General features: G+C 67.1%; 22 protein-coding genes. 9 read left to right on the top strand and 13 right to left on the bottom strand.

Annotation, left to right across the window (positions count from 1 at the left end; genetic code table 11):
• Nucleotides 1-126: 126 nt before the first annotated feature.
• From ACFWN2_RS04320 to ACFWN2_RS04310, 3 genes are all read right to left on the bottom strand, one after another.
• Nucleotides 127-948, bottom strand: coding sequence for a 2OG-Fe(II) oxygenase (locus ACFWN2_RS04320; protein WP_382424834.1), 822 nt, complete (start codon nucleotides 946-948; stop codon nucleotides 127-129).
• A 64-nt stretch (nucleotides 949-1,012) separates the two neighbouring features.
• Nucleotides 1,013-1,789 carry an arylamine N-acetyltransferase gene (locus tag ACFWN2_RS04315; protein WP_382424833.1) on the bottom strand — a complete coding sequence of 259 codons (777 nt, stop codon included), beginning with the start codon at nucleotides 1,787-1,789 and terminating at the stop codon, nucleotides 1,013-1,015.
• Between the two features lie 382 nt (nucleotides 1,790-2,171).
• Nucleotides 2,172-2,351: a hypothetical protein gene (locus ACFWN2_RS04310; RefSeq protein ID WP_382424832.1), complete on the bottom strand. Its 180-nt coding sequence runs from the start codon at nucleotides 2,349-2,351 to the stop codon at nucleotides 2,172-2,174.
• Nucleotides 2,352-2,448: 97 nt separating this feature from the next.
• On the opposite strand from ACFWN2_RS04310, the gene ACFWN2_RS04305 reads away from it, so the two are divergent.
• Both ACFWN2_RS04305 and ACFWN2_RS04300 read left to right on the top strand, forming a co-directional pair.
• Nucleotides 2,449-2,697 (top strand): hypothetical protein, encoded by a 249-nt coding sequence (locus tag ACFWN2_RS04305; protein WP_382424831.1) that lies wholly within the window; start codon nucleotides 2,449-2,451, stop codon nucleotides 2,695-2,697.
• A 10-nt stretch (nucleotides 2,698-2,707) separates the two neighbouring features.
• On the top strand, nucleotides 2,708-3,346 hold the full coding sequence (locus ACFWN2_RS04300) for a LysE family translocator (RefSeq protein WP_382424830.1): 639 nt from the start codon (nucleotides 2,708-2,710) through the stop codon (nucleotides 3,344-3,346).
• A gap of 577 nt (nucleotides 3,347-3,923) precedes the next feature.
• Here the strand turns inward: ACFWN2_RS04300 and ACFWN2_RS04295 are convergent.
• From ACFWN2_RS04295 to ACFWN2_RS04275, 5 genes are all read right to left on the bottom strand, one after another.
• Nucleotides 3,924-4,508 (bottom strand): integrase core domain-containing protein, encoded by a 585-nt coding sequence (locus tag ACFWN2_RS04295; protein WP_382424829.1) that lies wholly within the window; start codon nucleotides 4,506-4,508, stop codon nucleotides 3,924-3,926.
• Nucleotides 4,509-4,574: 66 nt separating this feature from the next.
• A complete protein-coding gene (locus ACFWN2_RS04290) occupies nucleotides 4,575-4,961 on the bottom strand; it encodes a helix-turn-helix domain-containing protein (RefSeq protein ID WP_382424828.1) in 387 nt (128 codons plus the stop codon).
• A 576-nt stretch (nucleotides 4,962-5,537) separates the two neighbouring features.
• Complete coding sequence (locus ACFWN2_RS04285) at nucleotides 5,538-5,837, bottom strand: hypothetical protein (RefSeq protein ID WP_382424827.1); 300 nt, start codon at nucleotides 5,835-5,837, stop codon at nucleotides 5,538-5,540.
• Between the two features lie 10 nt (nucleotides 5,838-5,847).
• On the bottom strand, nucleotides 5,848-7,074 hold the full coding sequence (locus ACFWN2_RS04280; RefSeq protein ID WP_382424826.1) for a caspase family protein: 1,227 nt from the start codon (nucleotides 7,072-7,074) through the stop codon (nucleotides 5,848-5,850).
• A gap of 1 nt (nucleotide 7,075) precedes the next feature.
• Nucleotides 7,076-7,567: a hypothetical protein gene (locus ACFWN2_RS04275; protein WP_382424825.1), complete on the bottom strand. Its 492-nt coding sequence runs from the start codon at nucleotides 7,565-7,567 to the stop codon at nucleotides 7,076-7,078.
• A 172-nt stretch (nucleotides 7,568-7,739) separates the two neighbouring features.
• On the opposite strand from ACFWN2_RS04275, the gene ACFWN2_RS04270 reads away from it, so the two are divergent.
• The 4 genes from ACFWN2_RS04270 to ACFWN2_RS04255 all read left to right on the top strand — a co-directional run bounded on the left by ACFWN2_RS04270 (nucleotide 7,740) and on the right by ACFWN2_RS04255 (nucleotide 12,093).
• Nucleotides 7,740-8,387, top strand: coding sequence for a response regulator (locus tag ACFWN2_RS04270; protein WP_382424824.1), 648 nt, complete (start codon nucleotides 7,740-7,742; stop codon nucleotides 8,385-8,387).
• Between the two features lie 72 nt (nucleotides 8,388-8,459).
• On the top strand, nucleotides 8,460-10,379 hold the full coding sequence (locus ACFWN2_RS04265; protein WP_382424823.1) for a GAF domain-containing sensor histidine kinase: 1,920 nt from the start codon (nucleotides 8,460-8,462) through the stop codon (nucleotides 10,377-10,379).
• A 14-nt stretch (nucleotides 10,380-10,393) separates the two neighbouring features.
• On the top strand, nucleotides 10,394-10,945 hold the full coding sequence (locus ACFWN2_RS04260; RefSeq protein ID WP_382424822.1) for a hypothetical protein: 552 nt from the start codon (nucleotides 10,394-10,396) through the stop codon (nucleotides 10,943-10,945).
• A 5-nt stretch (nucleotides 10,946-10,950) separates the two neighbouring features.
• Nucleotides 10,951-12,093, top strand: coding sequence for a hypothetical protein (locus ACFWN2_RS04255; RefSeq protein WP_382424821.1), 1,143 nt, complete (start codon nucleotides 10,951-10,953; stop codon nucleotides 12,091-12,093).
• 49 nt (nucleotides 12,094-12,142) lie between these two features.
• On the opposite strand, the gene ACFWN2_RS04250 is transcribed toward ACFWN2_RS04255, so the two are convergent.
• Together ACFWN2_RS04250 and ACFWN2_RS04245 are read right to left on the bottom strand one after the other, a co-directional pair.
• Entirely contained in the window at nucleotides 12,143-13,045 is a 903-nt protein-coding gene (locus tag ACFWN2_RS04250) for a hypothetical protein (protein ID WP_382424820.1), read from the bottom strand.
• Between the two features lie 642 nt (nucleotides 13,046-13,687).
• On the bottom strand, nucleotides 13,688-13,936 hold the full coding sequence (locus ACFWN2_RS04245; protein ID WP_382424819.1) for a hypothetical protein: 249 nt from the start codon (nucleotides 13,934-13,936) through the stop codon (nucleotides 13,688-13,690).
• 202 nt (nucleotides 13,937-14,138) lie between these two features.
• Here ACFWN2_RS04245 and ACFWN2_RS04240 point away from each other — a divergent pair, with 202 nt between their 5' ends.
• Nucleotides 14,139-14,735 carry a DNA-binding response regulator gene (locus ACFWN2_RS04240; RefSeq protein WP_382424818.1) on the top strand — a complete coding sequence of 199 codons (597 nt, stop codon included), beginning with the start codon at nucleotides 14,139-14,141 and terminating at the stop codon, nucleotides 14,733-14,735.
• Between the two features lie 6 nt (nucleotides 14,736-14,741).
• Here the strand turns inward: ACFWN2_RS04240 and ACFWN2_RS04235 are convergent, their stop codons facing one another.
• Complete coding sequence (locus tag ACFWN2_RS04235; protein WP_382424817.1) at nucleotides 14,742-18,236, bottom strand: AAA family ATPase; 3,495 nt, start codon at nucleotides 18,234-18,236, stop codon at nucleotides 14,742-14,744.
• A gap of 97 nt (nucleotides 18,237-18,333) precedes the next feature.
• Here ACFWN2_RS04235 and ACFWN2_RS04230 point away from each other — a divergent pair, with 97 nt between their 5' ends.
• Nucleotides 18,334-18,825, top strand: a complete 492-nt coding sequence (locus ACFWN2_RS04230; protein ID WP_382424816.1) for a hypothetical protein — start codon at nucleotides 18,334-18,336, stop codon at nucleotides 18,823-18,825.
• A gap of 108 nt (nucleotides 18,826-18,933) precedes the next feature.
• Here the strand turns inward: ACFWN2_RS04230 and ACFWN2_RS04225 are convergent, their stop codons facing one another.
• Nucleotides 18,934-19,611: an NUDIX domain-containing protein gene (locus tag ACFWN2_RS04225; RefSeq protein ID WP_382424815.1), complete on the bottom strand. Its 678-nt coding sequence runs from the start codon at nucleotides 19,609-19,611 to the stop codon at nucleotides 18,934-18,936.
• Nucleotides 19,612-19,632: 21 nt separating this feature from the next.
• Between ACFWN2_RS04225 and ACFWN2_RS04220 the strand changes: the two genes are divergently transcribed.
• Nucleotides 19,633-23,427 carry an NB-ARC domain-containing protein gene (locus tag ACFWN2_RS04220; protein WP_382424814.1) on the top strand — a complete coding sequence of 1,265 codons (3,795 nt, stop codon included), beginning with the start codon at nucleotides 19,633-19,635 and terminating at the stop codon, nucleotides 23,425-23,427.
• 12 nt (nucleotides 23,428-23,439) lie between these two features.
• Here the strand turns inward: ACFWN2_RS04220 and ACFWN2_RS04215 are convergent, their stop codons facing one another.
• Nucleotides 23,440-24,723 carry a hypothetical protein gene (locus tag ACFWN2_RS04215; protein WP_382424813.1) on the bottom strand — a complete coding sequence of 428 codons (1,284 nt, stop codon included), beginning with the start codon at nucleotides 24,721-24,723 and terminating at the stop codon, nucleotides 23,440-23,442.
• Between the last annotated feature and the right edge of the window lie 857 nt (nucleotides 24,724-25,580).

Raw genomic sequence — 25,580 nt, 5'->3', positions numbered from 1 at the left:
CGCGCCTCTTTCCCGCCTCGCTGCCCCCCCCCCCTCTCCCCCTCTTGGGCCCTTCTTGGGGGGGGGGGGGGGGCGGGCGGGGGGGGGGGGGGGGGGCGGCCCCCCCCCCCCGACACCGATCACCGGTCAGGACCAGGCGATGAGCGGGCCCGCTCCGGTCACCCCGAGGAAGAACGACAGCGACACGCGCCGTCCCTCGGTGACCGGCTCCACGCGGTGGAAGTTGCGGGGATCGAACAGGATGGCGTCGCCCACCTCGGGCCGGATCGCCACCGTCGGTTCCTCGTCGGCGAGGTAGTCCTGGTATCCGTACCCGTCGCGGTGCTGCTCGTCGCTCGGGCGCCACCGCCTGCGGACCACCACCGCCTCGCCGCCGGTGGGCGGCATGGCGATGTGGCAGTTGAACGCGAACTGGCTCACCGGCGGGACGTCCAGCGCGGTCGGGCACTCCCGCGCGATCTCGTCGAAGTGCAGGCGCGCGCCGTTGTTGATCTCCCGGACGATGCCCGCGAATAGGGGCCTTCCCTTCGAGGTCGCGAGCGTGACCTCGTCGCCCCACGCCGCGGCGAGCTTGTCGAACACGAGGTCGAGCGGATCTGCGTCCGCGAGCAGCGACCGGCGTGCCGCGATGTCGACTTCCGCCTGCTCGAAGTACTCCGGGCCGAGCTCGCCGGTCTTGTAGTGGTCGTAGGCGGCCGAGCCGAGCTTCGCCATCGGCGGCGTGAAGTCGTACCTGCCCATCTTGTGCCGCTCGAGGTTGTCCATGATCTCGGCACACACCTCGACAGGCAGGAAGTTCCGCACCCGGATCACCGCGGCCACCCCCGCCGCCAGCCGGACCAGATCGGCCCTCGCGAGCTGATCGGTGACCACCGGGTCGAACAGCGTGTGCACGGTCATCGACTCGACCGACGCGTCGTACACGAAGCTCGTGTCGGTGTTGGTCATGTCGTGCGACCTCCATTTTTCTGGACCTGGCTGCGGTGGTCGCAGCCGGCGGATCGGGGCTGGCTCAACTCTGCGCGGCCGGCGGCGGAACCCGTTCGAGTTCCAGGCCGAAGTACTGCCTGTACGCGGAGAGCAGGCTTTCGTCGTCGGTGAAGAACTCGTCGGTCCACTGGTCGCCCTTCTGGCAGACGAGCTGGTTGCCGAGCATGAGCGCCCGCCCGTCCTGCGTCGGCAGCCAGCAGGTCGACTCCTGCGTGAAGTGCGACTCCGGCGACGTCTGGTGCCACCACCAGCTCTCGCGGAAGTCGTCCAGCCCACGCGCCTGCGGCCACAGCCGGTACAGCGGATTGCCGTTGTGGTGAACGATCCGTTCGCCGTCCTCGGCGGGCTCGATCAGGAACTCCCCGGCCGCGTCCGTCTGCACCTCCGCCGAGTTCAGCCGCAACGGATGGCGGCTGAACCAGCCGAGGCCGATGTCGACCAGGTAGGGCTCGTCGAGGTCCACCCGAAGCGACAGGTGGTCCCACTCCGCCGGTCCCGGCTCCGTCCCAAGAAGGACACGGCCGGCGCACATCGTCACCTCGAACCCGAGCGCGCGCAGCAGGAGCCCGAACGTGCCGTTGAGCTCGTAGCAGAACCCGCCGAGGCGGCGGTTCACGATCTTGTCGACGAGCTCCGCCTCAACGAGGTCGAAGGCAGGCCGCTCGGTTCGCGAGATGTTCTCGAAGGGCACACTCAGCAGGTGGCGTTCGTGCAACTCCCGCAGCGCCGCCAGATCGAGCCGCTCCGGCCGCTTGGCGCCGATGCGCTCCAGGTACGCGTCGACGGTCTCGTCATCCACGCCTTCTCCATTTTCCGGAATCAAGTCCAGGTCGGTGACCGGCAAGAAGCCGACCGCACAACGAGGCTAGGGCGAAGCGTTCTCATTCCGGTATCGCCCACGCCTCCCGAAGTTCTCGCACACGTCGAGAAATACCTCCGAAAACTGATGAATCTCTAAAGTGTGTAGGACGGGTTCCGGTGAAGAGCTCGCTGACTGAGCAATTGACGAACCGTCCGCTCAGTATCAGCGGCGACCCATCAGGTCTTCACAACTGCATCGACCCCGCTCGCAAACGTGTTGAGCCCGATGCCCGCTACCGAACGCTCAGACCGCTCACGTCGAGCCGATCGAGCCGATCGAGCACCGCGACACAGTTTCACCCAGCGTTCCATGATCGCGTTCACGTGGGCATCCGAACACCGGCCAGCACCGTCTCGATCCCGGCCGAGCCGAGGATCTTGTCTATCAACGCCGGGTATTTGGCGTCGCGGTCCCGGATGAGGCACCTGATCCGCGCGAGGTGTCCGGTGCCGTCGAGGTCCATGAGGAGGTTGCGGACGTCCTGGGTAACCCCAGGCATGGCAGGGTGCGCGGTACCGAGCATGCGCACCCGCCTGCTGGCGTGGTGGACGGCAGCGAGAATGCACTGGCGCTGGCCGGTCAGCGTGACTGTCTAGATGAAGTCCATCGCCAGGATCGCCTTTGCCTACGAGCGCAGGAAGTCAGCCCAGGTAACGGTTGTCCGGCCTGTGGCCGGATCGACCCCGGAAGTCTTGAGGATCTCCCACATGTCGACGCGGCGATTCGCAACACCGAGCAGCACGAGTTCGCCCGCCGATCGCGAGGAGGACCAGCGAGCACGGCTCGTCCAGGAAATGCCTGTTCCTGAGCAACTGACCACGGCGATGCAGACCAACAACGTCTAGGCTTTTCGGCGTGCCTGTCAACCCGAGCCTGGCTGTCGGATTCCTGCTCCTGTCGGCTCTGTTGTCGGCGATTCCCGGTCCATCGGTCCTGCTGGAGACCAGTCGCGCGGTGACGCGAGGCAGACGACCGGCCATGTGGATCGTGCTCGGCAACGCGGTCGGCGGCCTGGCGCTGCTCGCCCTGGTCTTGGTCGGGCTGGGCGCGATCATCGCGGCGTCCGCAAAACTCTTCCTCGTCGTGAAGATCGCGGGCGCGGCATACCTCCTGTGGCTGGGCGTGCGGTCGTTGCGGGCAGCGCGCCGCCCTGAACCCGCGCAGGAGACAGGGCCGGTGGCCGCGTCCTCCACGGGGTTCGCGGCCGCACGCCAGGGTTTCGCCGTCGGCGTGGCGAATCCCAAGAGCATCGTGTCGTTGATGGCGATCCTGCCCCAGTTCGTCGACCACGACCTCGGCCACCCAGCCGTCCAGATGCTCATCATCGGTGTCTTGGGCGCGGTCGCCCAAGCACTCATCGAGACTGTCTGGGTGTTCGCCGCCGGATCACTGCGCCAGTGGTTCCGGCGCCGGCCGCGGCGACTCCAATACCTCAAGGCGGGCGGCGGTGTCGCCATGATCGGCCTGGCCGGCAAGCTCGCCATCGAACGATGACCGCTGCGCAGTTCGGCGAAGCCCTAGCGCTCGCTGACCAGCTCGGACGAGCACGCCAAACCTCGTCGAGCACATAGACGACGGCCTGCGCATCCGATTTGAAGTCGTCGCATAAGAACTTACTGTGGCTGCTCGCGACCGAGTCGCCGACCGCAATGTCACAGCCTCGCTGGACTGGAATGCAGTCACCCGGCTGAGCATCCGCAAACACGACGGCATACTAGCTATGACTGCCGACGTTGGTGGCCTGTGTCAGCCCAACAAGCAGGGCCACCACGAGGATGCGGGCATCCGGCCAAGGCCTCGCCTATCTCGATCGTGAGCGCCGCGATGTCCAGTGCGGACAGCAGATAAACCCTGGCGAGCGCCTGACCGACGCCTGCAGTGTCATACCGTTGACCATGATCACCGTGCGGTATCGCGTCAGCCATGTCGGCGCGGCCGCAGCGAGGGCGCGCAGCCAGCCCGCGAGAACAATGCCGAGCAGGTCGATGCCACACGTGATGCGGAAATCCCGTGCAGGCTCCCAGTTCACCGAACTCGGCCCTGTGCGTGCCGAAAATTACGCCCGCACAGGTCAAGCGGTATGCCGATACTCGTGGAGGACTCCACCGAGACGGTCCTGTCGGAGTACCGCAAGGCGTTCGATCCGGTCAGGTCCAAGGGGTTGCAGTCGGGCTCGAAAGGGTGCTGCGGCGGCGAGTGATCGGTGGGTGCGGTGCTCGTTGTAGTGCCGCTCGTACTCGCGTAGCGCGTGTGGGAGATGGGCTTCGTTCCAGATCAGGGTGCGGTCCAAGAGCTCGCCACGCAGTGACTTGACCCAGCGTTCCATGATCGCGTTCATGCGGGGCATCCGCACACCGGTCAGAATCGTCGCGATCCCGGCGCCGCCGAGGATCTCGTCGATCAGTGCCGGGTACTTGCCGTCGCGGTCGCGAATAAGGAACGTGATCCGCGCGACGTATCCGGTGTCCTCGAGGCCCATGAGCAAGTTGCAGACAGCCTGGGTGATCCAGGCATGGGTGGGGTGCGCGGTCGTGCCGACTATCCATACACGCCGACTGGCGTGGTGGACGGCGGCGAAAATGTACTGGCGCTGCACAGCCAGCGTGACAGTCTCAACAAAATCCATCGCCAGAATCGCCTCCGCCTGCGAACGCAAGAACTCCGCCCAGTTAACGGTTGTCCGACGCGGGGCCGGATCGATGTCGGCGGTCTTGAGGATCTCCTACACGGTGGATACGGCGATCACGACACCGAGCAGCGTGAGCTCACCGTGGATACGTCGATACCCCCATGAAGGGTTCTCGGCCGCCAGGCGCAGGACAAGACGGCGGATCGAAGCGACAGTGCGCGGACGCCCAGGCCTACGGTTCACGCTCATGCAGGCATGGCGGCGCTTCATCAAGTCGCGATGCCACCTCAGCACCGTGTCCGGGCTGACCAGCAGCCGGAGCCGGCGCAGCGTCGCGCGAGCGAAGGGCACAAGTAGGGCTGCGAACAGCGCCCTGTCCTCTGGCCACAATCGTGGGCGCTGACCGCCGAGTTGCCGGCGCTGGACCGCGAGTTGATGGCGTAGCGCGAGGATCTCGACATCTTTCTCACTCTCTGTCATGCGCAAGAACCACAGCGCGGCGAAAGCGTGAGACGGCAAGGTAGGCGAAACGGACCAGCACGGCCGCGATCATGACCGATTATGATCGGTAACAGGCCGACGCCTGCTGACCTGCACGGACACATTTTTCGGCACACACAGCGCTCAGCGTGCTCCTAAGTGCGGTCGCGCTGAGCGAGCTCCACCTGCCGGTTGCGCAGCTCGTCTTGCCGTACCTCCAGCTCCTGGTCTGTTCCGCTGATCGTCGCGGCCCGCCTGCGCGACGGCAGTCTGGAGCCGGTCCAGGCTCGAGCTCTGGGCAGGCAACGTGATCAGCGTGCCTCCCGTCACGCGCTCAACGCCTCCCAGCTGGCCGCTGTCACGACCGCGTCCACCCGCGCCCACCGACCCCTCCCGTACACCGCAGATGAGACCATCCCTGACGAGACTGCGGGTTGCGGCGTGGTCGCACCAGCCACCGTCGATCAGCAGATCCGGCTCGCAACCGCAGACCAGCTCTCCCCTGCCGGCGGCGACCGCGGCCAGCATCTGCCACTCACGCTGGTTCACGTCGGACATCGCTCCTCCACAACGGACTTAGTCGTACTGGAGCGGCTGGTCCGCCGGCACCAGCGCGACGCGCCGGGTGCCGGTCAGCCTCAGCGGAACCGCGAGCAGGTCCCTCGGGAACGCCGTGAACTCGCGGGGATCGACGACAGCCAGCGAAACCCTGCCCTCGCTGCGCTGCCACACCGAGTACCGCAGCTCGCGCAGGAACTTCTCGCGCTCCGCCCGGTCGGCGAGCACGACGCCGAGGTCGCGCACCGGGCCGGGACCCACGGGATGGGTGAAGGATGCGAGTGCATCGGCGAGCCAGGCCCTCAACTGATCGGACATGTTCTGCTCCTCAGTGCTTCACGGTCAGGGGGAGGCGGTTCTCGAGGACGAGGTTCTGTGGGGTGGCGCGGTACAGATTCGGGGTCTGCTGCGGCGGCATCGTCGCGACGACGCGACGGTGCAGGTCCTCGTAGGAGCTCGCCTGGCACCACACCTCGAGGAACTTCTGCGTGAACAGCCCGTTCTTCCTGCCGTCGAGCGAGACCTGATTGTCCTGGCAGCCGGAGAGCAGCAGGACAGTGGCCGCGATGTCACCGGTGTCCGCGGCACGACGCTTCGCCGCGGAGTAGAGGTCGCGGCGCGCGGCCAGGTCCGCCCGTGCGGTGGTGTCGGACAGCGACCTCATCGTCGGGTCACCGTCTCGGGAACCGAGTGCGGTGCGCACGGTCTCCACCGTGAGCGACACCAGCCGTCCCGCCCGCTCCGGTCCGGTCTCCTCGCCGTACAACGACTTCGCGACGGCGGGCATGATCTCGCTCAGCGCGCTGTTCAGCTCGGGGTCTGTGCCGATGTCGCGGCTGATCTCCCTGTCGACGAACCCGTCGACGCCGTCCACGAGCCGGACCGCGCGGTAGGTCAGGTTCGCCGACCTCGCTACTGTGCCGCTGTGGCAACTGTCCGAGCAGACGAAGATCTCGACTCCCTCCCGGAAGCGGCGCCACAACGACTTCAGCTCGTCGTCGAGCAGCTGGCGGTCGTAGAGGACCCACGTCTCGTCGAGCTTGTCCGGCTCGTCCCCGTCGAGATCGGGCAGTTGTGCGCCGTGGCCGGAGTAGGTCAGCCAGAAGAAGTCTCCCGGCCGCAACGCGGTCGCGGCGTCGGCGATCTCGGCGGCGACCCGCGCCGACGTGGCGTCGCCGTTCAGCAATGGTGGTCGTGCGTCGAATCCCTGTCCCCGTGCAATGGAATACATGTCACGCGCGTCGTTCTCGCAGCCACGCAACTCCGGCACCACGACCGGGTACGCGGCGGGATCGACCCTGTTCAGTCCGATGTGCAGGGAGCGACCCTGCGGACGGCCCGGCGGACGGACCGCGCGCAGCCTGGCCATTGTCACCGGCCCGGCGGCGCCATCCACCACGAGTTTCTGTGCTTGCTGGAACGCGCGCACGGCCGACTCGGTCGCCGCCCCGAACACACCGTCAACCGGACTGAGGTCGTGGCCGGCGGCGCTCAACAGGTTCTGCAGTTCGCGGACGTCCTCACCGCGGTGGCCGCGGAAGAGAGTTCTGCCCATGTCACACCCCTTCCGGGTGGAAGATCGACACGACCTGCGGGACACGGCTGACCAACTCGGGCAGCACACCGCTCAGCACCGGACCGAACCAGCGGGACGCGGTGTTCGGATCGGTCACCTCCGGCTCGGGCACGAGCTGGTCGACGAGGTCGGGAACGGCGTGCACCACGACGGGCAACGTGTTCAGCAGCAAGGGGATCAGCCACCGCGAACGGAGTTCGTGGTCGTCGGCCGGCAGTTTCCGCACGGTGCGGAATTCCTCGACCAGCGCGGGTACCGCCTCGATCACCTTGGGCGCCAGGACGTCCAGCACCGTGTGGAAGAACCGCTCGACGCTCGAGGTGTCACGCGACTGCTCTCCGAGCACGTCGGCGTTGCGGTCGAACAGGTTCTGCCTGATGCCGGGCACCGCGCCCGCCACGGCGCTCACCACGAGCCGCGTCAACTTTCCCGCCGCGTCGGGAGGAATCTCGTTCTGCAACATTTCTGTCATGCCGTCCACGATCGGACAGCCGCCGTCCTGCGGTCCGGTGGCGTTGTCCTGTCTCGCAGGGACGTCCGCCCCTTCGTCCGGGACCTTCGCCACTGGCCCTGTAACGCCGGCCGTTCTAACTTCGTCAACTGTGAACGCAGCAGGTGACGAACCAGTCGCCAGGGTGCTCGTCGTGGACGATCACCCCGTGTTCCGGCGAGGGCTGGTGACGCTCCTAGAAGACGAGCCGTGGGTGTCGTATGTCGCCGAGGCCGCTACGGAGGAGGATGCCGTCCGCACCGCGCTCCTCGAGGAAATCGACCTGGTGGCGATGGACGTCCGTCTGTCGCAGGGCGACGGCATTGACGCGACCAGGCGGATAGTCAAGGCCAGGCCTGGAACCGCGGTGCTGCTGCTCACGATGGTGGACGACGACAAGCTGGTCATGCGAGGGCTGAGCAGCGGCGCTTCCGGTTACGTGCTCAAGGAGTCCGACGCGGGCGTCGTGCTGGACGCGTTGCGTTCGGTGCGGGCGGGGAACACCGTGCTCGGTGCGCGAGTGGCGTCGTCGGTGGTCGCGATGCTGCGGGCGGGACCGGTGGAAGTTCCGTCGCCGTTCGACCGGCTGACCGAGCGCGAGCTCGAGGTGCTCGCGTTCGTGGCGGCGGGCAGAGGCAACCAGGAGACGGCGCGGGCGTTGTCACTGGCCGAGAAAACGGTGCGCAACATCGTGTCCGTAGTCATCGGGAAGTTGCAGGTGCGCAGCAGGCTGGAAGCCGCGCTGCTCGCCAAGGAGGCCGGCATCGTCGCCGAGCCCGGCACCCGCGTCAGGGGGAAGTGATGGCAGAGCTCTCACACACAGCGAGAAGCTGACCAGCTGAAGGTCCCACGCTGGTTGCGGCGCAGCTTTCTCATGTTGGGACTGGGTCTGAGCGGCCTGGTGATCGCCGGCATGGTCACGCGCCTGCGGTCGGGAGGCCCGGGACCGTCCGTGTCGCAGTTCGCGCTGCTCGCCTCGATGGCGGTCGCGTTCACGGTGCTTGGCGTGCTGCTGCTCCTGCACCTGCCGCACCACCGGCTGAGCTGGCTGCTGACCGGAATCGGCGTGGCGGCGGGAATATCGGTCGTGTCGCTGAGTTGGCCGGGGTGGGCACCGGCTGCCTGGTTCAGCCAGTGGTCGTGGTGGCTGCCGTTCGGCCTGATCCCGTTGGCGTTGCTCATCTTCCCGGACGGGCAGCTGCCGTCGCGGCGGTGGACGTCGTGCGCGGTCGGCCTGGTCACCGCCGTCGTCGTCGCCGCGGTCGGGCTCGCCGCGGCCGCCCTGACCGGTCCGAGGCACCTGCTGTTCAGCGGTTCTCCCGTGATCGGCGAGCCGTCGCGCACCTTCCTGCTCATCGCGTTCGGCTGCATCGGTCTGGTCGCGCTCGGGCTCGTCGGCGTGCTCGGCGCCCTCGTCGGGCGCTGGCGGAGAGCGGAGGGCGCCGTCCGTTCCCAACTGCTTCTGCTGGCAGCGGCGGGCGCGGTGGTGCTGGCGGGCCAGGTGCTCGACGTGACCAACCTGCCCGTCGGGTGGGTCGCGGAAGGTGTCGCGCTGCCGCTGGCCATGACGCTCGCGATCCTGCGGCACCACCTCTACGACCTCGACCTGTACGTCAACCGGATCCTCGTGTGGGTCGTGCTGAGCCTCGCGGTGGTCGCTGCGTACGTCGCGGTGGTGTACGGCATCGGAAGAACCATTGCCGAGCAACAGCTCCAGCTCGTGTCGATCGGCGTGACGATGCTGGTCGCCGTGACGTTCCACCCGCTCCGGCGCGCGGTGCAGCGGAGTGTGGACCGCCTCGTCTTCGGGCACCGCGACGACCCGTACAGCGTGATCGCGCGGCTCGGCAGCCACCTGGAGGAGGTCGTCCAGCCCACCGCGGTGCTCCCCAAGCTCGTCTCGACGATCACCGACTCGCTGCGGGTGCCGTACGCGGCGGTCGAGATCATCGACACCAGCGGCCACGCCACCCCTGCCGCCGCCGACGGCAGGCTGGCCATCCCGCCCGTTCGATTCCCCCTGACCGCGCACGGCAACCTGGTCGGCACACTGCTCGTCTCTCCACGCTCCACAGTGGACAGCTTCACGGAACGCGAGCTGGCGCTGCTGCGCGATCTCGCCCGGCAGGCCGCTGTCGCGGTCGAAGCGTGCCGGCTCACGCTGGACCTGCAACGGTCCAGGGAGAAGCTCGTCGTGGCGCGCGAGGAGGAACGCCGCAGGCTGCGCGGCGATCTGCACGACGGCGTCGGCCCCGGACTCGCGGGCATGGCACTGCAGGTGCGGGCCGCCCGCAGGTTGCTGCCCTCTGGTGAGCGCCCCGCCGCGATCCTCGACGCCCTCGCGCAGGACCTCGTGCTGTGCAGCAAAGAGATCCGCTCCCTCGTCGACCAGCTGCGCCCGGCGAGCCTCGACCAGGGGCTGCCCGAGGCGCTCCGGCTGGAGGCACGGCGGTTCACCTCCGACGAGTTCACCGTCGAGGTGTGCTGCGACGACGAGACCGTCGATCTGCCGGCCGCGGTCGAGGTTGCCGCGTTCCGCATCGCGGCCGAGGCGCTGACCAACGCGAGCAAGCACTCGTCCGCCACGAGGTGTGAACTGGCCCTGCGCTGCGCGGATGCACTCGAACTGCACATCACCGACGACGGCGACGGCATCCCCGGACGTCGCCGCGACGGCGTGGGCCTGGGCTCGATGAGGGAACGGGCCGAGGAGCTTGGCGGCGAACTGACCGTCTGCGCCGTGCAGCCACACGGAACCCGTGTCGCCGTACGGCTACCGCTCAACCAACCGTAGAGGGAGGAAACGCCGTGAACGGGCCACTGCCGCAACCGGAATGGCCAATCATCGTGATCTCGGCCGAGAACACGTTCCTACATCTGGGTCGTGACCTGAGAGGCCTGCAGAACCACATGTACGAGGACGCCGTCGTGGCCAGGAACTGGGACGAGAAACGAGCTGCCCGCGTCAGGCCCGTCACGCTGGAGTTCTTCGACAGCGACGGGAAGGTGCTCGAACCGATGCCGCTTCGGGGGTGGGTGCCGACCGGTTTCCGATTCGCCGAGCGCGGGGAAGCCGTGAGGCCTTCCGAGCTCTTGGAACGCATGGCGACCATCGTGCAGGACGCGCACACCAGCCAGATCGCCTTGCAGATCAGTGCTCTCGGCGAGGTGACTCCGAGTGAACAACAACGGCTGGAGTTGACGTACGCCGTGCCCAGTCCGGCCGACGGGGACACGGTGGCGACGTTCGCGACCACGTTGCTGAACCACCCCGCCTACGCCGGCAGACCTCGGGGACCGGCCGACCCTGGTGACACCGGCGGCTGGATGCACAACCTGATGCACGCGACGTTCGGGTGATCATCGTGCCATCGGACGAACTGAACAGGCTCATCGACGTGCAGCGCACGCACGCCGCCCAGTTGCTGGCGTTGCCGAACGTCCGCGGTCTCGCGGTCGGCTTCAAGCAGACCGGCGGCAACCGGACCGGCGAGCTCGCGGTGCTGGTGTACGTCCAGGAGAAGATCGACAGGGACGTCCTGCCGCCCAGGGACCTCGTGCAGATACCGGACGTCGTGACGGACGTGGTGCAGTGGGGCCGGATACGGTGCGGCACCAGCGGAATACCGGTGTACGCGGCCGAGCAGGACCCCCTGCGCGGCGGGTACAGCATCGGCCGCGCCAACGGTGGAGCGGGCACGATCGGGACGATCTGCGCCGATGCCAGAGCCGACGACGAGCGCGTCTACGTGCTGTCCAACAACCACGTGCTCGCCACCTTCCCCGACGGTCGGCGGAAGGACGTCGTGTACCAGCCGGCGCTCCACGACGGTGGCACGAGGGAGGACGCCATCGGCTCGCTCACCAGAAAGGTCAGCATCCGGTATCCCACCAAAGGCGTGATCCCTTGGAACCAAGTCGACGGGGCGGTCGTCTCGGTCGACCCGCTCAACGTCGAGTGGTCGATCGCCGACATCGGCCAGGTGAGCGGAATCAACACCGATCCCCCTCTGGGCACACGGGTTCGCAAGACCGGCAGGACGACCGGGTGCACCGCCGGCGAGATCATCGGGATCGGTGGTTGCGCGGCCGTAGTCGTCGACGGCTCGACCGCCTACTTCGACCTGCAGCTCATCGTGGAGCTCAAGAGCGACTTCGGGGACTCGGGAAGCCTGGTCGTCGACGAGGAGAACCGGGCGGTGGGCCTGCTGTTCGCGATCGCGGAGACCTATGCCGTGGTGAACCCGATCGCGCAGGTGCAGCGGCAGTTGCGGATCGAGGTGGCGCGAACGGTGTCGAAGCCGGATCCCGAAGACCCTGCGATGCCCGCCGGACTCCGCAACGCACTGAAAACGATGCGCAAAGAGCTGGCAGGCGTCCCGGAGGCGGTGGCGATCAGCGTCGGCCGCTCTCGCACGGACGAGGTGACGATCGACGTCCGCGTCACCGCGGCCATCCCAGTCCCCGACCGGGTGGAGGGATATCAGGTGAGGATGATCGAGTTGTGAGGTGCCTGAGGTGGCGGCGGCGTTCAGCTCGCTGCCACCCCGGCCGTTCTCAACCGTTGAGCCAGATGAACTCCAGGTGCTTGCCCGCCTTCTGCTCCAGCCCGGCGATGTCGTACATCCCCGTCATGAAGCCGAAGAGCTTGGCCTTGACGAATTCCAGCCTCCCGATGCCGCGGACCTGCTCGACGGGCACGCGAATCACCCCGGACTCGCGGTTGGCGTTCCTGACGGCCACCTTGTCGATGAGCGTGTTGCCCGCGTAGAGCCTGATCTCCTTGCCCCACGTGTTGTAGGGCTGCTGCAGCGATATCTCGATCATGCCCGGCTCGATGTCGTGTTCCCGCAACAGCACCCCGTCCCCGTCGGGCAGCCACTGCCCGTCGAAGTTGACCCAGTTGAGCTGCGTGCCGCGCGGCATGCCAGTGAGCACCGAGACGATCGACGGCAGCGCCTGCACGAACGGGGGAACCAGCACGTTGAAGAGGCCACTGAGGAAGCGCTCGGCGTACTCGGGGCTCGTGACCGACGGTGGCGGGATGTCCCGGTGCCCGAAGAACTGCTGCAACAGGTCGGGCACCACGCCACCGATGATCGACGGAAGCATCTGCAGCAGCGGCCCGAGGAAGCGCGCCGCCACGTCGTCGGGGCCGCGCGGTACGTCCCGCGACACCGTGCCGGACAGCCCGGCCACGGCCTCGACGACGTGCGGCACGAGCGTCGCGTACACGGCGAGCTTGTCCACCTCTGGCGCCTTGTCGCCGAGCACGTCGCGGGACGCGTTCGAGAAGAGGCTGACGATGGAGGGAATCGCCTGGGCCAGCACCGGCAGGATCGCGGTGAGCAGTGGCAGGAACCGTTCCCCCGTCTGCTCACCTTCCGGAAGGTGGGGAACGGGCAGATCGGCGTCCCGCACATCCTCGGCGGTCTGGTGCGAGTTGGTCGTGATGGTCATGGAGGTTTCTCCCAGCGTCCGGATGTTCTGACGCCGACCACCTTCTACCGTCCGTTGACCCGTGCACCCGGTGCGCACGTCCCGGCCTCGTGGGACGTCTGCCCGACGTTTCAGGCGGTCGTGGAGCACCACCGGGCTTCATGATGGGCCGCCTCAATACGCTCTCTACCTCTATTTTGAGGTTCGTGCCGAGCTATTTGAGCGTTGCGACGTGGAGCGCGGTGAGTCATCCGCGTTGATCGTCTCTGAGTAGACCCGCACGACCGTGTCGCGGCCGAGTTCGAGAACCCTCGGCGAGGCCGATCTTCGTGGAGACGTTCGCCAACGCGCGACGTGGTTGGCACATCGGCCTGATAACACCGCCTGCCAGCGTCAAGACAGGCCGTGAGGAACGGCGCGGTGGCCACGGGACGACGTCAGGGGCCACCGCCGATAGATGCCGCACGGCTTGGCACACATGCCGACCGCGCCAGGTCGTGTCCCCTCCCGGGCAAGGAACTCGCGGGGACAGCTCGGCAGAAACCATAAGCCGTGCGGCTGGTGTTGTTTGCTCCGAGCCTGAGAATCCGGAGCCAACGTTGCAACATGAAGCAGGACGCAGGAGACCTGCAGCCCTCGCATGGGTCGATGCGCGAGGATGGGTCAACGGCGGTGTCGGCTGTCCCGCTGGGCACGTCGCAACACGAACGACACGACATCCGCGGTGATGTTCTGATTCGAGGTCGAGCTAACGTGCTTCGCCACGTCACCGGCACTCCAGGTGGGGTGCTGCCGGGCGGCGCCGATTATCCGCTCCTCAGTCTCGGTCCGCGGGGCGTTCCTCGCGCCGTCCGGTTCTGGCGGGTCGATCTCGAAGTTGGCCGGTCGGCCCGTGTCGTCGTCGTAGACCATGAGTCGCGGTCCCCTCTTCCCTGGAACGCAACGACGTTAAGAACCTGCGATCGCGCAGGTCTATGACGCCTTCTGGCAGACGACCGCCAACAGCGGCGTGTCCCGGACCGTCTTCACCTCTCGTGGCCGCGGGAGGAGCGATGATCGTCTCCACCTGCTGAGCCATTTGCTGGACGCCGTCCGAAAGGGGGTGTCAGCGCTGTTGGACATCCCTGTAGCGGTGGTCGACCCCTTGCCGATCTTCCAGACAGGTGTCGTGGCGGCTCTGTCCGGGCGGGGCTGCGCCATCGTCGCCCAGAGCGACATCATCGCGTGGATACAACGGCCTGGGCCCTCGGTGGTCCTGTTCACCGTGCGCGCCGAGTCGGATTGGGAAGTCCTCGACAGATTGCTCCAATCCGCCGGGCGACACCTAGTGATCGTGGTACTAGACAACGTGTCAGCGCACACCGGCGCAAGAGCTGTGCAGGCGGGCGCGGTCTCGGTGATCTCCCGTGATTCCACGGTCGAGCGGCTGCGGCAGGTGGTCGAGTCGACATGCGACGGCCAGGCCGTGATGCCGGCCGAGGTCGCAGCCGCCCTCGCCCGTGGTCCGGTGGCGGACAACTGGGTTCCTTCGCCCGAACAACTCCTGTGGTTACGACGTTTGGCAGCGGGAAGCACGGTGGAGCAACTAGCGAAGGACGCCGGCTACTCGGAGCGCGCCATGTACCGACTGCTCAAGGTTCTCTACGACCACATGGAAGTGGGCACACGCCTGGAAGCGATCATGTACGCGCAACGCCATAACTGGGTCTGAGGTCTGTCACAGTGCTTCGAGCACCTCGCGCAGTTCGTCCTCGCCGATTCCCAACTCCTCGACCATGACCCGCAGCCGTGCGGTCAGCTTCGGTGGCCGCACGAGGATCTGCCGGGACTTGCGAAGCGCCTTGATCGCAGCGCCGAGATCGGCTCCGGAAATCACGTGCTTCCCGCAAATCGCATAGGCCTGCATGTCCGCGGCGGTGAAGTCCTCCGAGTTCACGGCCAGCCGCTTCGCCGCGTCGTCGCGCAACTCGTCGAACAAGGTTCGTGCTCTGGACGACTCGCCGATGCGTTCAGCGGCCAGTGCCGCAAGCGCCAGCACGACCAGAGACCTCCGCGGCTTGCGCACCGCCAACGCCGCGCGCGCCTCCCGCCAGGCCTCGTCGAACTCACCGGACATGACGCCGATGAACGCCAGTGTTGTGCGTGCCTGTAGCACGATCACGTCGTCGCCCTGCATGGTTGCCAGTTCGACTGCAGAAACGGCATCGGCCCTCGCGGCCTTCAGATCGCCCCGTTCGAGAAAAGCGACCGCTTGCCCGTCAAGCCAGGACGCGTGCACGAGCTGCTCGCCGAGGTCCATCGCCTCGTTCCGTGCCACCAGCAGCCACTCCTCGGCGTCAGACGGCTGCCCGAGCTCGCCGAACCACCTCGCGAGCTTCAGGGCGAGATTCACCCGGCTGCTGGTCGCTCGAGACGCCTTCCTGCCCTCTGCGAGGGCTGGTGCTCGTGACTGCGCGAAAGCTGCTCGCGCGTTCGCGACAGCTCCGTCGTAGTCACCGTTTCGGCGCCTGCAGTCAGCGATTCCTGCGAGCGCCTGCATCAAATCGGCGTCACGCTCGTACGCCCTCGCCAGGTCGCGAATCCGCTCGTACTGGCCCTGAGCGAGGAACACCTCGTTCTGCTGCTGGTGCAACGTGGCCAGGTTGCCCCTGACGCTGAGGACGGCCAGATCCGCCGCGTCCTCCGCCAGCGTCAACGCGATGTCGTACTCCTCATGGGCCTTCGCGTAGCTCCCGTTGGTCGCATAGATCTGGCCCAGCACGTTGTGGTTCCGCATCTCGGCGTCTTCGGCTCCGAGTTTCCCGACGACCTTCCGCCGCTGTTCGAGCAACTGGTGACGGCAGTTCCACTCGATCAGGACGTCGTCGAGCTCCTCGATCTTCTTGCCCGCATCGGCCCACTGTTCCCCGTTGATCAGCGCGCGCAGTTCGGCGAAACTCTCGCGCAGCATGGCGAACTCGCCGGGATGGTTCATCTTGAGCCGGGTCAAGTGTCCTGCTGCCCGGACGTATCGGTCCGGCCGGGTCGCGGTGGCGGGAAGCGCGACCTCGATCAGATTCCTCTCGAGTGGTCTGAGCAGATAACGACCAGGCTCCGCCTGCTGAACGACCCTCGCGTCCACGAGCTCACTCAACGCTTTCCCCACCGTCGCCGGATCGGCGTCGAGAAAGTCCGTCACGGTCGTCTCCGGAACCGGAATGTCGAAGACGGCTAGAGCCTCCATCACCGCGAGCTGGTCCGGGTCAAGTCTCCGCACGAGCCGGCGGATCAGACTGGCGCCCACGTTGCCTCGGTCCTTCGACAGCAGACCTTCCAGCACCTCCAGAGTCGGGCCTGCCGCGTCGAGCAGCACGACGGCTCGCGCCAACTCGCCGAGACGGGGATTCCCTTGCAACCTCGTGTACAGCGACCGGTAGGCACTCGGCGAGAGGCTCGGCACGTCCCAGCGCCCGTCCTGGCCGAGACTGACCAAGAACGCCCGGTAGTCGTGCGCGTCGAGTTTGGAGAGAACCATGTGGTCGTTCTCCGGCCACATGCTGTCGTCATTCGCCGACGCCAACGGATGTTGGCTCACAAGCACCACTTTGACCCGGTGTTCGGGATCGTTGACGAGCAAGTCCAGTGCATGGTCGAGTTCCGCGTCCGCCAGCGTCCGCGTCTCCGGCACGAGCAGGTTCTCCGCAGCGTCGACGACGAGAACCACCTGTGTCTCGCCCAGCCTTCGCAGCGCACCCAGCAACTGCACGAACGCGGAACCGCCTCGCCGTGCCCGGCTCGGTTTACCCTCGATGTAGTTGATCAGCGTGTGGGCGTCCAGTCCCACTCCGACCCGTGCCTCGTGCCGAGTGATCCGGACATCCGGCGCTACCCCGGACGGCCCGCTTGAAAGCGCACCGACGACCTCGTCGAGCAGACTCGTCTTGCCCACTCCAGGCTTCCCGCTCACCACCGCGACACCGGGCTGGCCGTCGGTCAGCAGTGAACGGACGCGCTGCGAGTCAGCAGCCCGCCCGATCAGCCGCCCCTCGCCCTCGCTGGACCTGCCGACGCCATGAGCGGCGTTCCATCCGCCGGCCGGTTCCGGCACGGTGAAAAGGAACTGTTCCGCGGCAAGGGCCGCTAGGTGGAAACACCACTCCTTCGTCCTCCGCTCGTCCGGCACGTGCAACTTCCTGCCCAAGTGCAGCAGTGCCGTCGCTGCAAGGAAAAGAAGGCACTGCTGCCGCCAGTCCGCGCGGTAGCCGCTCGTCCTCAAGTCGGGCGCATCGCGGATCTTGATCGCGAGACGCCGCTGGACCTCGTTGAACGATGAACGGGAGACGTCCTCCGGGTGCACGAGCGCCTGTGCGAGCCGCGGCGACACGCGCAGGTCCTCCTGGCCGATCTGGTCGAGCACGAGCGCCACGAGGAGATGCATCGGGTCGCGCGCCAAGGGCCCGTTGTGGCGGAAGCGGTCGTAGTCGATCAGGACGAACTCATCGGGCCTCACGGTCATACCCTGTGGCAGCAGGATGTTCCGGCCGCTCAGATCCCCGTGCGTCCTGCCCACCAGAACGGCCTCCAGCGACGCTGTCGACGGGGCCCCCTTCAACAGCGCGAACGGGTTCACCCGTGTGGACCACTCACCGCGGTCGACAGGTGCCGCGGAACCGTCGACCGGGATACCCGCCTCGCGGGCCCACGCGATCGTCTGGTCCTCCCGGTGAGCGAGCACCTCGTGCACCAACGCTCCGACGGTGCCCGCGGCATGCCCAGGGTTTCCCGGATTCCAGTCACCGACGACCGAACGCACGATGGACTCGCAGTAATCCGGCAACTCGGGCCGGTCCACCAACTGTGACAACGCCTCGACGTCCCCGATGTCGCCACCTGCGATCCTCATGAACACCGCTCGCCACTGCCCGAAGATCAACGACCAGCCGACGGTCTCACCGAGGTGCTGCTGGAAGCCCGTGGACAGAGCCCATGCCTCCTTGAGACGCTCGATCTTCAGCTCTCCGCCCGACCGAAAGAACTTCAGGGCCAGGTGGTCTCCGCCACGCTCGGTCTCCAACTCTCGGATCGCACTGGCCACGGGATCCTCGCTGCGCCCTGCGGTAAACCAGCGGCGGTGCGTCAAGGCCATGCCTTGTCCGGCTATGCATTGCTCGAAGGCAGGGAAGATGTCCTTCAGCGGTTCGCCCCACGACTCGGGGTTGCGGAGTTTCCCCATTTCGCCTCCTACCCCTGATTCGCGCAACACAGGAAACTTAGACCGCGAGGGCGGTCAACTGAATACGCCCAGCGGGTGCAACGAGGGGGAACGACCGATGAGCGATCAGCTGTCCGACGAGGCCAAGGTGAGAAAAGATCTGCTCTGGGGGCTCTACACCGACGTCCGGACTCATGCCCGCCACGCGGAGACCCTGCGCACCAACGTCGTCAACTTCATGATCGTCGTTGCGTCCGTGATGATCGCGGTCATCGCCAACGATGGTCAGATCACCAGGAAGGACCTCCCCCTGTCCCTGGTGATATCGGTGGTGGGCCTGATCGGCATCGCGTTCGCCGCGTCGTACACCGAACTCTACGAACGCAACCGCAAGAGGGCGGTGAAGATCCGCGTCGCACTGGACGCGGAGTTCCTGGAGCAGGGTGGTGTCACCACGACCTCCTTGTTGGACGACGCCGACAGGGATCACGAGGCGAGCGGCCTCTACCGGTGGAGCAGGAGACTCACCGGCAGCACCCGGAGGTTCTGGTTCATCCTGCCGGGCCTGATCCTGTTGTCGGGCATCACCTTGTCGTTGGTGGCATTGTGAACGATGAGACCGCTCCGCTCCATGATGTCAACGAAGTGTCCACGAAATCAGGCACTTCGACCTCTCCCTTCAGCGAGAACGTCGCCGGCGCAGTCCAGTGAACAGGCGCTACCCGAGGGGGCGTCGTAGCGGCGGATGAAGCTTGGTGGCCTCACCGCGGCGATAGACGGCGGCGCGGCCCCCCAGCCACTTCGGTTTCCTGTCCACCGGCACGACAAATCCCTCGACACCCACGATCTCCCGCTCGAACTCGCGCACGTCGAGCGGAACATCCCAGAACGTCTCGTAGACGGCTTTGAGGTCGTCGGCCGTGAACTGCTCCGGGCAGAAGCCGAGGGCTACCGGCGTCGACTCCAGGTTCCTCCGCGCCCGTTCGAGCGCCTCGCCGAGGATCATGTCGTGGTCGAACGCGAGGTGACCAGTTTCGGTCAGCGGCACCCACTTCGCTGCGGCGGCATCAGTTCCAGCCTGGGGTGCGGGCAGGTTCGGGGCCACCGCCAGGTACGTGACCGACGCGACCCGCCCTCTCGGATCCCGGTCTGGGGCACCGTATGCGCCTATCTGTTCGAGGGGCACGCCATCGATCGACGTTTCCTCCTGCAGTTCGCGTGCCGCGGCGGCGCCGAAATCCTCGTCAGGTCGCACGAATCCGCCTGGCAACGCGTATCGGTGCCGGAATGGATGATTGCCACGCTCGACGAGCAGGACGTTCACTTGGCCGTCCCGGATCGTCAGCACGACGAGATCCACGGCCACGCTGAAGAACTGCGTCGGGGCATCGGGCACGGGGACGCAGCCTAACCACCGGTGTTTGACGCGGGTACCTCCATAGGAGTTGGGGAAACTTTGGTCGACATCTTCATCAACTACCGCACCGCCGACGCGGCGCACGGGGCAGCGGCCTGCTACGAGCTGCTCGCCGCCCAGTTCGGTGCCGATCGCGTGTTCCGCGACTGCATTTCCATGACACCCGGCCAGGATTACCCCAGCGCAATCAACACTGCGTTGGAACAAGTGCAAGTTCTCGTAGCGATCATCGGTCCCCGTTGGCTCGCGACGGACGCTTCCGGAAATCAGCTGATCGACAACCCGCGAGACTGGGTGAGACGCGAGATCGCGCGGGCGCTCGACCGCGAGATCCTCGTCATTCCACTCCTGCTGGACGAAGCGTCGCTGCCGTCCGCCGACGACCTTCCCCCGGACGTCGCCGGGCTCACGCGGCGACAGGTGGCCAGGGTCCGCCACCAACTGCTCGGCCCGGACGTGCGGCGGCTCGCGGACAACATCGCACAGCACGTGCCGCGGCTCGGTGCTCACACCCCCGCGGTGATCCCCCAGCGGCGCTTCGCGTTGCTGGACTGGATCAGGCCGCGGCGCCGCATCGACAAGATCCCCGCCGCACCCGTGTGGAGCGGTTCGGTCGTGCAGAGGCCAGAACTGCACGCCGAGATCGTCCACCTGCTCACCGGGCAGGAGCGATCAACACCGATCGGGTTGACGACCGCGATGCGAGGCGCCGGCGGATTCGGGAAGACCATGCTCGCGGCCGAAGTGTGCCGTGATCCCGTGATCGTCGACCGGTTCCCGGGTGGCATCTTCTGGGTCACCTTGGGTGAACGGCCCAAGAAGTCCGAGTTGACCCAGATGATCAACGACCTCTGCCGTCAACTGCGGGACACCCACGAGGACTCGCCTCCGCTGAACGACCTTCACCAGGCCGGTCAGGAACTGGGGCGCCTGCTCGGGCGCCGCGGTCGCGCTCTGCTCGTCGTGGACGACGTCTGGTCCGCTCAGGACCTCCGCCCGTTCCTGTACGGCGGGCAAGGATGCGTCCGGCTGATCACGACGCGGATGGCCGCTGCCCTGCCCGACGGTTCCCCGCACATCAAGGTCGATGAACTCACCGTCGCACAGGCCCGCGCGCTGCTCACCAGAGGCGTCGACGGACTGAGCAGGCACGTCGTGGACGACCTCGTCCGGCTCACCGGCCGCTGGGCCCTGCTGGTGGCACTCGTCAACCGGGCCCTGATGGAAGCGATCGACGACGGCGCCGAACCCGATACCGCGGCCGTCGGGATCGGCGTGACTCTCCGCCGCGACGGCCCGGCCGCGCTCGACCTCGGTGACGCACAACAGCGCGAGCACCTCGTCGGTGCGACGATCGACCTCAGTCTCTCGTTCCTCAGCGCAGCGGACCGCGAACGATTCCTCAAGCTGGGTCTCTTCCCCGAAGACGTGTGGATTCCCGAATACCTGCTCGCGGTGGTGTGGGGCGAGACGGACGCGACGCGGCTCTGCCGGCAGATGGCGAGGATGTCGTTGGTCGCGGGCCGGCGAGCGGGTGACGGAGCCGCCATCCGCCTGCACGACGTCGTTCGCGGATACCTGCGCGGTCGACGCGACCTCGCGGCCGACCACAGGTGGTTGCTCGACAACGTCGCGCCCCTGGTCGGGTCCCCCGACGCGGAGAGGAATCCACGCTGGTGGGACCTGCCGCTCGACGCCGAGTACCTGTGGCGCTGGCTGCCGCATCACCTCGAGGAGGCAGGCCGCCGGGCAGAACACGCAGCGCTCGTCACGGACCTGCGCTGGCTCACGAAGAAGACGAGAGTGTCCGGACCGCTGAACGCGGAAGCCGACATCGCGGGCGTGGACGCACCCCTGGCGGCCTCGCTCCGGTTCTCGGTCGCGCAGTCCGCGCACCTGCTGGGTCCGACGGACCCGGCTGACGCCGTCGAGTCCGTGCTGCTGAGCCGTCTGCACGCCGACCCGGTGCTCCGACCGCACGTGGAGGCGTTCGCCGCGAACACACCGCGGTTGTCGAACCTGTGGGACCTGCCCGACCTGCCGAACCCGGCGCTGGTGCGGGTGATCACGGGTCATGACGAACCGATCAGGGCATGTACCTGGTCTCCGGACAACACCTTGCTGGCGACAGTCGGCCAAGATCGGATCGTCCGGTTGTTCAACGTGGCCCAGTGCGCCCAGGAACACGAGCTGCCCGGTCATACCGGCGCGGTCAACGCCTGTGCGTGGTCTCCAGACGGAACGCTCATCGCGACGGCGAGCGATGACGGCGACGTCCGCGTGTGGAGAGTCGGCGACGGAACTGAGAGCACGTCGTTCACCGGACGAGGAAGCGCGATGACGGGCTGCGCGTGGTCACCGTGCGGCACTCTCCTCGCGTCCAGCGGCCAGGACGGTGTCGTGCAGATCTGGGCGGTCGCGACCGGCCTCTTGCGACACGAGTTCGGTTCGGACACGGGACCGGTGAACGCGTGCGCGTGGTCGCCCGATGGAACGCTGATCGCCACCGCGTGCGAAGACGGCGTGGTCCGGCTGTGGCAGGTAGCGCACGGTCGCCTGGCGCTGGAACTCGTCGGCCACAACGGCTGGGTGAGAGCGTGCGCCTGGTCCCCGGACGCCGAACGTCTCGCGTCCTGCGGTCAGGACGGAGTCGTGCGGATCTGGGACGTGCGGAGCGGTGTCCAGAACGCCGCGCTGCACGGAGAGGCCGGCTGGGTGACCGACTGCGCATGGTCACCCGACGGCGTTCTCGTGGCCGCTGCGGGCGATGACGGTCTGGTCCGCGTCTGGAGTGTCGCCGACGCCGCGCAACACAGTGTGCTGTCCGGTCACACGGGATGGGTAGGAGCCTGTTCCTGGTCCTCTGACGGCACGCTCCTGGCGTCCGCAGGCCACGATTCGTCCGTTCGCCTGTGGAACGTCGCTCACCGCGCCGAACCGATCCATCCGGCGGATCACGTCGGCACGGTCTACGGACTCTCCTGGTCGCCCAACGGTAAACGTCTCGCCACCGCCGGCGACGATCACACAGTTCGTCTGTGGGACGCCTCTGGCGCTGTGCGGCAGCAGGTGAGCGAGCACACCGGTCCTGTTCGGGCGTGCGCGTGGTCTCCCGACGGCACTCGGCTGGCTTCTGCGAGCGATGACGGGTTCGTCCGGGTGGGGCACCCCGGGAGGCTGGAGGCGTGGACCGAACTCGGCCGCCAGACCGGCTGGGTTTACGGCTGCGCGTGGTCACCTGACGGCAAGCGGATCGCCTCCACCGGTGATCAGTCGCTGACGCTGTGGAACGTCGGCACCGGTGCGCAGGAAGCGGTCCTCGCCGGACATACGGGTTGGGTCCACAACTGTGCGTGGGCGCCAGACGGCACGCTGATCGCCTCCGCTGGCGATCAGACCGTCCGGATCTGGGACGCCGCGAGTGGCAGGCAGATGATGGTGCTCAGCGGCCACACCGGATGGGTCACGAGCTGTGCGTGGTCGCCTGACGGCGCCGTTGTCGCGTCCGCTAGCGCCGACAGGACAGCACGGGTGTGGGACGCCACCGACGGCTCGCTCCTCGCCGAGCTCACCGGCCACACGGACGCCGTCCGTGCCTGCGACTGGTCCCCAGACGGGGAGTTGCTCGCCACGGCCGGTGATCGGACCGCACGAGTGTGGGACTGGCGCACCGGCCGCTGCGTGACGCTCATGCGAACCGAGAAAGAACTGCTCGCGTGCGGCTGGTCTCCCGACGGCACAACGCTCGCTCTGGCCGGGCGTGGAGGTGTCTACGTCTTCGCGTACCACCCTTAGCCGATCGGCATCTCAGTCGCCGAGGTCGATCTCGCGAAGCAGCGGCGCCACGTCCACGGTCTCCTTCGCCTTGGCCACCGGCACGTGGGCAGCCGTCGGTCCAACCACACCCGCGTTCTCGAACCATCCGATCCTCGCGTCGAAGTAGAACAAGGTCACCACGGGCGAGCTGTCCATTCGCCCCGTCTCGTGGAACTGCCCCGCCGGCACGGTGTAGCTGTGTCCGGCGGTGAACATCGCCTCGTGGTCCAGGACGACCGAGACCGGCACCCCCGTGTCGCGCAGGCTCGACTGCCGGTGGGCCACCGAGTACGACCGCCTGCCGTCCCAGGACACGGCGAAGAGCCGCTGTGACCGCGTGGTTGCCACCGGCCACTGCCTGACCCGGTGCACGCGGTTGTGCAGGCCACCGGTCAGCACCCAACTGGTCGCGTGCGGCTGATGGGAATGCACCGAGAAGGCACCGCCCGTCTCCTCCTCCGCAGCGGCTCCGTTCGCCGGCCAGATGTGCAGTCTCAGCAGTTCCTCGATCTGCCCCTGCCGCACGACCGAGAACAGCGGCACGCAGTAGAAGCCCTGCGAGCTGACCTGCGCCCGGCGGAACGAGCAGTCCACAGCAGCGCGCACGAATGTCCACAATGGACGAGCATCGGATGGCTGCCCCGCGCCGTCCTGATTCCGCCGCATCCCCCTCAGCAACGCGGTGAGAACAGCACACCGCGCGACGGACCGTTCCACCGGTTCGGCGATCCCGTCGCACCACTCCCGCAGCGTCCCGCCGCTCCAACTCTGTCCCTCCGGCTGTGGAGAGGAAGAGGACGATCCCATGATGCCGGCCGCTGATCGCGCGCCTTCGACGAGCGCGTGCCAGTCGGCATCCGACACCTTGAGATCCGCGAATTCCTGATCGGGTGCGACCGGCTCCGAAACGATCACGCTCCACAACGAGCGCAGTGCCGACACGCTCGGCTCCACCGAGTGCAGCGTGACATCGACCCCATCATTGGCCTGCCGATCGTCAGCGACCGCCACCCGCACGATCCTCTTCCCGGCAGACAGGGCGTGCTCGAACTGGCGGACCGACCAAGCATCTCCCAGCTCACCTTTCTGGAGCACCAGGAAAACGTCGGACCGTTCGATCAGACCGAGAATCGCCCCCTCGTCAGAATTCCCTGGACGGTTGGCATGGGTCGCGACACTTATTCCATTCCACTCAAGGTAGGACCGCACCACTCGGCACAGCTCATCGAGTGAGCGGTCTGACCGCACCATGAACAAGCTCGGCACCTGCACCATCCCCCTCCGGACACTGGCCGCCAGAATCCGAGGATCACGGTACGTCTGCCGACAGGAACGCACGTTCATACATTTGGGCGGCTTTCCGCGAATTGAATGCCGCGAAGCTCAAGATCTCGCTGTACGAGGCCTTGCGCGACGCACGACGCAAAGTCGCGAGCACCGCCGGCCCCATCACGAGGGTCGCCAGGGTGTTGTGATGGCCCGGCCGGTGTCTCACCCGGCGATCGAGTCGGGCACTTCATCGACCCGTCGATCGGCATCAGATCCCAGAAGGGCATCGAAGTGAAGTGGGGGATCCATCCTGCCGGCGACAAGCGCACGGAGTGGACCACGGACGACCAGCGCACAACCCTGACCATCTTGATCGAGGGCGATTTCCGCGTCGACACAACTGATGGCAGCACAACCCTGAGTCGCCAGGGCGACTACATCTTGTGGGGACCAGAGGTAGATCACTCCTGGCAAGCCCGCGCAGATTCGGTTGTCGTGACGGTCCGCTGGCCCTCACAGGCACAAGAAGGCCTTCCAGACAGCGAACTGCTACTCGGTCGCGCAACAGGTCGTCGGACACCTCGAAAAGAGTGACGCCGACACCACGACGACCTGCGTCCGCGCCACCTTCGAAGTGGCCCAATGCGCGCCCTCCGCGCTCACGAACGAACCGCATGCAGCCGCAGCGGTTCCCGCACTGGCAGGTCTCGGTGCGAGGGCGGTCGACTCCTGTGCCGGGGACCGCTGCCTGCCCAGTCGGCATCGACACCGGTGCCGCGATGAAGCGACACCGCCAGGACCAGCACTCCCCGGCCGGCGCGGCGGCGGGGTGGTTCAGGGCTGGTGCCTGAACGGTTGCCCGC

This window comes from Lentzea sp. NPDC058436 (genome assembly GCF_042721515.1).
Taxonomy (GTDB): Bacteria; Actinomycetota; Actinomycetes; order Mycobacteriales; family Pseudonocardiaceae; genus Lentzea.
Note: the sequence above shows the minus strand (reverse complement) of the source record. Positions and strands in the feature narration are given on the sequence as shown.

Bases quoted from the DNA above. Each gene is read 5' to 3' on its own strand.
- ACFWN2_RS04280 (WP_382424826.1), bottom strand. From the start codon at position 7,074: ATGGGCAGAACTCTCTTCCGCGGCCACCGCGGTGAGGACGTCCGCGAA.
- ACFWN2_RS04275 (WP_382424825.1), bottom strand. From the start codon at position 7,567: ATGACAGAAATGTTGCAGAACGAGATTCCTCCCGACGCGGCGGGAAAG.
- ACFWN2_RS04235 (WP_382424817.1), bottom strand. From the start codon at position 18,236: ATGGGGAAACTCCGCAACCCCGAGTCGTGGGGCGAACCGCTGAAGGAC.
- ACFWN2_RS04290 (WP_382424828.1), bottom strand. From the start codon at position 4,961: ATGACAGAGAGTGAGAAAGATGTCGAGATCCTCGCGCTACGCCATCAA.
- ACFWN2_RS04305 (WP_382424831.1), top strand. From the start codon at position 2,449: ATGAAGTCCATCGCCAGGATCGCCTTTGCCTACGAGCGCAGGAAGTCA.
- ACFWN2_RS04215 (WP_382424813.1), bottom strand. From the start codon at position 24,723: ATGGTGCAGGTGCCGAGCTTGTTCATGGTGCGGTCAGACCGCTCACTC.
- ACFWN2_RS04245 (WP_382424819.1), bottom strand. From the start codon at position 13,936: ATGGTCTACGACGACGACACGGGCCGACCGGCCAACTTCGAGATCGAC.
- ACFWN2_RS04320 (WP_382424834.1), bottom strand. From the start codon at position 948: ATGACCAACACCGACACGAGCTTCGTGTACGACGCGTCGGTCGAGTCG.
- ACFWN2_RS04230 (WP_382424816.1), top strand. From the start codon at position 18,334: ATGAGCGATCAGCTGTCCGACGAGGCCAAGGTGAGAAAAGATCTGCTC.
- ACFWN2_RS04250 (WP_382424820.1), bottom strand. From the start codon at position 13,045: ATGACCATCACGACCAACTCGCACCAGACCGCCGAGGATGTGCGGGAC.
- ACFWN2_RS04310 (WP_382424832.1), bottom strand. From the start codon at position 2,351: ATGCCTGGGGTTACCCAGGACGTCCGCAACCTCCTCATGGACCTCGAC.
- ACFWN2_RS04265 (WP_382424823.1), top strand. From the start codon at position 8,460: ATGTTGGGACTGGGTCTGAGCGGCCTGGTGATCGCCGGCATGGTCACG.
- ACFWN2_RS04285 (WP_382424827.1), bottom strand. From the start codon at position 5,837: ATGTCCGATCAGTTGAGGGCCTGGCTCGCCGATGCACTCGCATCCTTC.